Source organism: Chitinophagales bacterium (genome assembly GCA_020635995.1).
Classification (GTDB): Bacteria; Bacteroidota; Bacteroidia; order Chitinophagales; family UBA8649; genus JAFMKE01.
Map to the genome: position 1 here is coordinate 301,969 of JACJYS010000003.1, position 6,488 is coordinate 308,456.

Below are 6,488 nucleotides of genomic sequence, written 5' to 3' on the forward strand. Positions count from 1 at the left end.
AATTAAGGATTATCAAATTCTCTTTTAGGCCCTTGATAGTACCACCAATTAAGCACTAAACAAAACACATAGTAAATAGCAAAACCATATAAAGCATACTCCGGAGTTCCATTTTTAATTTGAGCACCAAAAACAATAGGAATAATAAATGAACCATAAGCTGCTATTGCCGATGTCCATCCCAAAACAGGGCCTGCTTGCTCTTTGTTAAAAATATAAGGTATGCTTCTAAATGAAGAACCATTCCCAATACCGGTAGCTAAAAACAGCAACATAAAACATGCAAAAAACGGCCACCAATAAACTTCTGGCGATGATGCTTCTCTTGCTTTTATAACAAAAAATGCTACGGCAATTGCTCCTATTATTTGAAGTACGGTACTTATTGCTGTAATTTTTGCACCACTATTAATTTTATCAGAAATCACTCCACCTAAAGGTCTAACCAAAGCTCCTATGGCAGGGCCTATAAACACCCACAACATAAAGTTGGGAGCATTAGGATTTATAAAAGAAGGGTCGGCAGGATTTGAATAAACAAAAATATCTTGACACAACTTTGGAAATGCAGCGGAATAACCAATAAAAGAACCAAATGTCATAGTATAAATAATGGTCATAATCCAATTGTGTTTACTTTTCAGTATGGCAAATTGCTTATTCAAGTTTGACTTTATTTCACTTGGTGTAGCATATTTCATTAATAAAACAGTAAGAATAATAACAATGGGCAGTACTATCCACATATTAAGTTTAAATTTTACCAAAAGAATAGCTCCCACCGCTGCCGAAATCAAACCTAAAAAAACCATAAAAAGCGTTTTGCTTACACCTTTTACTGTAGATGGCAAGTTTGGTGTTCCCGTAATCACATTATTCATTCCAAAAAAAGCAGCAACAGAAGATAAAAGAACAAGAGGCACCCATACCCAACCGGCATTTTGAACGCCATTTAAAGGTGTTGTAGCGTTGGCATTTACAACGGCAGTCCCTACTGCTCCAAATAAGGAAATACCGACTACAATAGGAATTAATTTTTGCATAACGGCAACGCCTAAATTTCCAATTCCCGCATTCATACCCAAAGCATAACCTTGATTTTTCTTTGGAAAGAAAAAACTAATATTACTCATAGACGATGCAAAATTTCCTCCTCCAAAACCTGACAATAATGCCATAGAAGCAAATAAAAGATAAGAAGAATTAATATCGCTTAATGCTATTCCTGTGCCAATGGCTGGAAAAACCAATAATAAAGTGGTTATAAAAATTACATTTCTACCACCTCCTAAAGAAATTAAAAAAGAATTGGGCAAACGCAATGTTGCTCCGGCAAGACCCGCTATAGCCGGCAATGTATAATAAAGATTATTTACCTCTTTAAGTTTTTCTAAATATTCCGGTGTGCCTAATTCTAATCCTTGAGTCATACCAAACGAAAAACCAAAGTTTCTCATATAATTAATAATTACGCCCCACATCATCCACACCGAAAATGACAATAAAAGAGCGGGAATGGATAGCCACAGATTTCGGTTAGCAATCTTTTTTCCCGTAGCTTCCCAAAAGCTACTATCTTCTACATTCCATGTTTCTATATTTGTTTTCATAGGTTTTATTTTTTTTATAAAAGGTTGTTTAATTTTCTTCGCTTTTAGATGCCTCAGGATTCTTTAGCATGAACAAACAGAATAAAAAGCTTACAGCAGCTCCGCCAGCTATTATGAAAAAGAATGTTTTGGAATCAACTAATGAATAAATAACTAAATACACCACAGCTCCCACATTGCCATAAGCTCCTGCCATACCGGCAATTTGACCTGTCATTTTTTTATTAATCATAGGAATGATAGCAAATGTGGCTCCCTCTGCTCCTTGCACAAAAATTGAACAGAATACAGTAATAATTATAGCTACTATTAGCCACCACATACCATCAAAAGCGGGAATAATTGTTACAGCACCTTCGGCATCAAGTGGCCCGTATTTACCAATTAAAGCCATTAATAAAAATCCTATTGTTATACCAAACATATAGATTAGCATGGTGCGTTTTCTATTACTCATTTTATCAGAAATTAATCCACCTAAGGGACGAGCAAATAGATTTACAAAAGCAAAAGAAGCTGCCACTAAACCTGCTAATGATGCGGTCATTATATGCACACCTTCGCCATTTGTAAGATCTTTAAATGTCATTTCAAAAAACATTGGCAACATGGATACTACCGCCAACTCGGCTCCGAAATTGGCAAAGTATGTAGAGTTTAATGCCGCTACGCTACTCCATGGATATTTTTCATTATCAGGAATCCCTGCTTTAAGTTTTGGTAGATTTACCTGCAAGGTTTTAGCTATGTGTACTATTAATATAACTAATAAAACTCCATAAATTATATAACTTGTACTCAAAGACAATAAAGGATGTCCATCTATCTTTATATTTCCTATACGCCAAGTAAGTATTGCCATTGCACCAACTAAAGGAATAGACCAAATTACATACTGAACTAAATCCATGTATGATGTTACCATCATAGGTTCAGTTTTACTACTTTTTGCTACCGGTTTATCGGCAGGGTGGTCTTCTACTAAAAAGTAATACATTACTCCATATATCATACAAACTGCACCATTAAATGCTAATGCCCATCTCCAAGCATTATCTCCTAAACCCAGCATATCGCCAAAAAAATGTACAGCCAACCAAGGCAAAGTAATAGACGCAAAAGCAGAACCGAAATTTCCCCAACCGGCATAAAGCCCTTCTGCTCTACCTACCATACTATGTGGAAACCAATTGGCAACCATTTTTATACCTACTACAAAGCCCGCACCTATGGTTCCTAAAAGCAATCTGCTTATTACTAATTGAATAAAAGAATTTCCAAAAGCAAAAAAGAAAACGGGAATAGCACATAAAATCATCAATCCTGAAAAAACTATTCTGGGTCCATACTTATCTATTAAAGAACCTACTATAATCCGTGCAGGAATAGTCAATGCTACGTTACATATAGCCAATATTTTAACATGTTCTGCGGTAAGCCAATCTATACTATGCAACATAGTAGTAGCCACAGGAGCCATATTAAACCAAACATAAAATGTTAGAAAAAAAGCAATCCATGTGTAATGCAAGGTTTTAATCCTTTTACTGGAAAAATCAAATAAACCCGGTTCAGCCATAACTTTATAATTATTTACACTACAAAATTAGCGACCGAAAAAACCGTGAATTATGATACCGAATAGCTCACTATATGTTTTATATCATATTATTGTGCAAAAATGTTTAATAATTTTGTGCCATTGCAAAAACAATTAGACATAAAAAACACCCTAAAAACAAACTTTTATAGTAACAATGGTATAAATCAAATTGACTCAACCCTAAAAACCCCATTTTGTCATATTTGATTTATATCATTTTACTGAAATATAGAAAATAGATGTTTTTAATATGAATTATAGCCTTGAAGAAATAGAAAATAGTGAGTTTATTAAAAAAACTTTTGAGTTTTGGTTTGAAACTAATGGTCATATCCGCTCTCCTTTCCCCTCATACGTAATTCCGATGGTTAAAGAATCGGCTATTCTGCAATTTCAAGAATGGATTAATAAGCTTCCGAAAAAAGCTGAAAAAGAAATAGACGATACTGTTGTTTGTGAAAAATTTGAAGAAATTTTATTTGAATTAGGAAGTCATTTTGTTAAAACAGAAGATGAAAAAATTACTTTAAAATACCCTTTTCTGCCCAGAATTGGCGATCCAATTAATAAAAGTATAGAACACAACAATAGTGAAGTAATTTTCAGAAAAGTGCTAACAGAAAAAGACAATAAGCACTTATTAATAAGAGCTAAAGAAATTGAAACAAAGCAAACTTGGGAAACCAAAATAGAGTTACCTATTTAGTTCTTAAACAAAGTTAAAATTGAGCTAATTCAATTTATTAAGTTAACTTAGTGGGAAAATATTAGTATTCTCATGAAAAATATTCTTATTGTAACTTTCTTGTCTTTACTAAGTGTATCTGTGTTTTCTCAAAATATAGTTAAAACAGAGTCTAAAGTAGATTTTAAAATAGGTAGTGTGCTGTGGAGTAAAGTGAAAGGCTATATACCTGAAATACACGGCAAAGCTAAATTTGACAAAAATAATTTAAGTAATTCATCCTTTGATGTTTATGTTGCTGTAAAAGGAATTAACACAGACAATGAAAAAAGAGATGAACATTTAAAAACTGCCGACTTCTTTGATGTAGAAAAATACCCTAATATGTCTTTTAAATCAACAGGAATAAAAAAAGATAATGAGGGATATATTGCCACAGGAAAACTTACGGTAAAAGATGTAACTAAAACCGTAAATATCCCCTTTGTAGCTAATGAAGAAAATGGCAAAACCCAGTTAATTGGTACTTTAGAAATAGATAGATTAGATTATAATGTAGGAGTTGACCAAAGCAAAATGTTGGTAGATAAAAAAGTGAAGATTACTATAACTTGCGTAGTGGAATGAGGTGTGAGGATTAAGAAGCTAAAAAATAACTAAATAATGATTGCAGTAATTTTTACATCACAAAGAACTAAATATACTGAAGGTTATAGCGATTTTAATGAAAAATTAGAAGCCATTGCTAATAATATGTCTGGCTTTATAAAACAAGAAAGTGTAAGACAAGAAAATGGTTTTGGTATTAGTATTTCGTATTGGGAAAATATGGAAAGTGCCAAAGAATTTAAACAAATTCCACTTCATATAGAAGCTCAACAAAAAGGGAAAACACATTATTATGAGTGGTATGATGTAAAAGTTTGTGCAGTAAATAAACATTATACATTTAATATTAAAAATTAAGATTAAACAAAATGAAAACAAAATTTATATTTTTTATTAGCATTCTTGCCTTACTTTTTTCTTGTGGCAAAACTGAAGGGCCTGGTGGTAAAAACAATATTACGGGTTACATTTATGTAGAAAATGAAACATTTGGCGCTATTCATCCTGCTACTGAAAAAAAAGTATATATTATTTATGGCGATAACAGCAACTACGGAGATAAAGACTTAACGAACTACGATGGCTACTACCATTTTGATAAGTTGCATCCCGGAGATTATACCATTTTTACTTATTCCAAATGTGAAGAAATTAATGCCGACTGCCCTTCCGGAAAAGAAGTTGTTTTTATAGATATTAATTTGCCGGACAAAAAAGGCACTACTGAAGTAGATACCATTTTTATTAAAGAGTAGAACTATACTGTTTTAACTCCATACAGTTTACACAGCCAACCCAAATGCCCTGCGTGTACTCCCAAATGCCTTATGTGGTGCATGATAATGGTTTTATAAGTAGGAGGCATTCCAAAACTCAATTTATAAGCATTTTCTTTTTCTAAATCAGCATCGGTAAAAGTTTTTAAATGCTCAATAGAAAGTTCATGAACTTCTTTCATTGCTTTTATCAAGTCCAAAAAAGGAATAGATGTATTTTCATTTCCCGATTTTGAGATAGCAAAATCATCTAAAAATGCAATATCCGATTTTTTGCCATGAGTACCGTACAAAATTAAATCTTGCTCTGCCCACGCTATATGTCCTACCACCCAGTGCAAAGTATTCAATTTAACACCTTCCATTTCAAAAACTTTAAGCGGATTCTGTTCTTTTAAAAAGCTTAAGTACCACAAAGCCAATCCCTGTGAAAATTCAACAGTATCTATTAATGTTTGTATTTCTTTGTTTTGCATAAAGTAAATTTACAAATTAAGATGCTTATTTTTTTTAGCTTCCCCAATTCTCCCTATCTAAACTCCTATACTGAATAGCCTCAGCTACGTGCTGTGGCAGTATATTTTCTTCATTATCTAAGTCAGCAATAGTTCGGCTCACTTTTAAAATTCTATCATAAGCTCTGGCAGATAAATTTAATTTATCCATTGCTCTGTCTAACAGTTTTTTAGAAGCATCTGAAATTTGACATACTTTCCTAAGTTGCTTAGTGCTCATTTGGGCATTACTATATATTTCTTGCCCTTCAAAACGCTTACTTTGTATATCTCGTGCTTTTATAACACGTTCCCGAACCACATCACTTTTTTCTTCTTTATTTTCAGAGCTCAAATCTTTAAACGGAACAGGTGTTACCTCTACATGCAAGTCAATTCTATCCATTAAAGGTCCACTTATTTTGTTTAAATACTTTTGCACCACACCCGGTGGGCAAACACACTCTTTATCAGGATGATTATAATAGCCACATGGGCATGGGTGCGTTGCATATTCATACCTTTGCAATTTAAATCAAAATTGCCGTGTAACAAACCATATCCAAAGGAATTGAAAACCTTGGGGGATCATTTGCGTAAGACTCGATTGGATAGGTCTTTGAGCCATCCTGATGTTGCTAAAATTCTGAATGTAGATGTAGAAACTGTATTGTGTTGGGAGCATAATAGAAATGAGCCTACCGTTAAATA

At 33.2% G+C, this 6,488-nt stretch carries 8 protein-coding genes; 4 read left to right on the top strand and 4 right to left on the bottom strand.

Annotation, left to right across the window (positions count from 1 at the left end):
- Positions 1-2: 2 nt before the first annotated feature.
- Both H6578_07240 and H6578_07245 read right to left on the bottom strand, forming a co-directional pair.
- Positions 3-1,610, bottom strand: coding sequence for a NarK/NasA family nitrate transporter (locus H6578_07240; protein ID MCB9226940.1), 1,608 nt, complete (start codon positions 1,608-1,610; stop codon positions 3-5).
- Between the two features lie 28 nt (positions 1,611-1,638).
- Entirely contained in the window at positions 1,639-3,189 is a 1,551-nt protein-coding gene (locus H6578_07245) for an MFS transporter (GenBank protein MCB9226941.1), read from the bottom strand.
- Between the two features lie 274 nt (positions 3,190-3,463).
- On the opposite strand from H6578_07245, the gene H6578_07250 reads away from it, so the two are divergent.
- The 4 genes from H6578_07250 (at position 3,464) to H6578_07265 (ending at position 5,262) form a co-directional block, all read left to right on the top strand.
- Positions 3,464-3,919: a hypothetical protein gene (locus tag H6578_07250; GenBank protein ID MCB9226942.1), complete on the top strand. Its 456-nt coding sequence runs from the start codon at positions 3,464-3,466 to the stop codon at positions 3,917-3,919.
- Positions 3,920-3,991: 72 nt separating this feature from the next.
- Complete coding sequence (locus tag H6578_07255) at positions 3,992-4,525, top strand: YceI family protein (protein MCB9226943.1); 534 nt, start codon at positions 3,992-3,994, stop codon at positions 4,523-4,525.
- A gap of 36 nt (positions 4,526-4,561) precedes the next feature.
- Positions 4,562-4,864, top strand: a complete 303-nt coding sequence (locus H6578_07260; GenBank protein MCB9226944.1) for an antibiotic biosynthesis monooxygenase — start codon at positions 4,562-4,564, stop codon at positions 4,862-4,864.
- An 11-nt stretch (positions 4,865-4,875) separates the two neighbouring features.
- Positions 4,876-5,262, top strand: a complete 387-nt coding sequence (locus H6578_07265; GenBank protein ID MCB9226945.1) for a hypothetical protein — start codon at positions 4,876-4,878, stop codon at positions 5,260-5,262.
- A gap of 2 nt (positions 5,263-5,264) precedes the next feature.
- Here H6578_07265 and H6578_07270 read toward each other — a convergent pair whose 3' ends face one another.
- On the bottom strand, positions 5,265-5,759 hold the full coding sequence (locus H6578_07270) for a DinB family protein (protein ID MCB9226946.1): 495 nt from the start codon (positions 5,757-5,759) through the stop codon (positions 5,265-5,267).
- A gap of 34 nt (positions 5,760-5,793) precedes the next feature.
- Entirely contained in the window at positions 5,794-6,306 is a 513-nt protein-coding gene (locus H6578_07275; GenBank protein ID MCB9226947.1) for an ATP-binding protein, read from the bottom strand.
- Positions 6,307-6,488 lie beyond the last annotated feature (182 nt).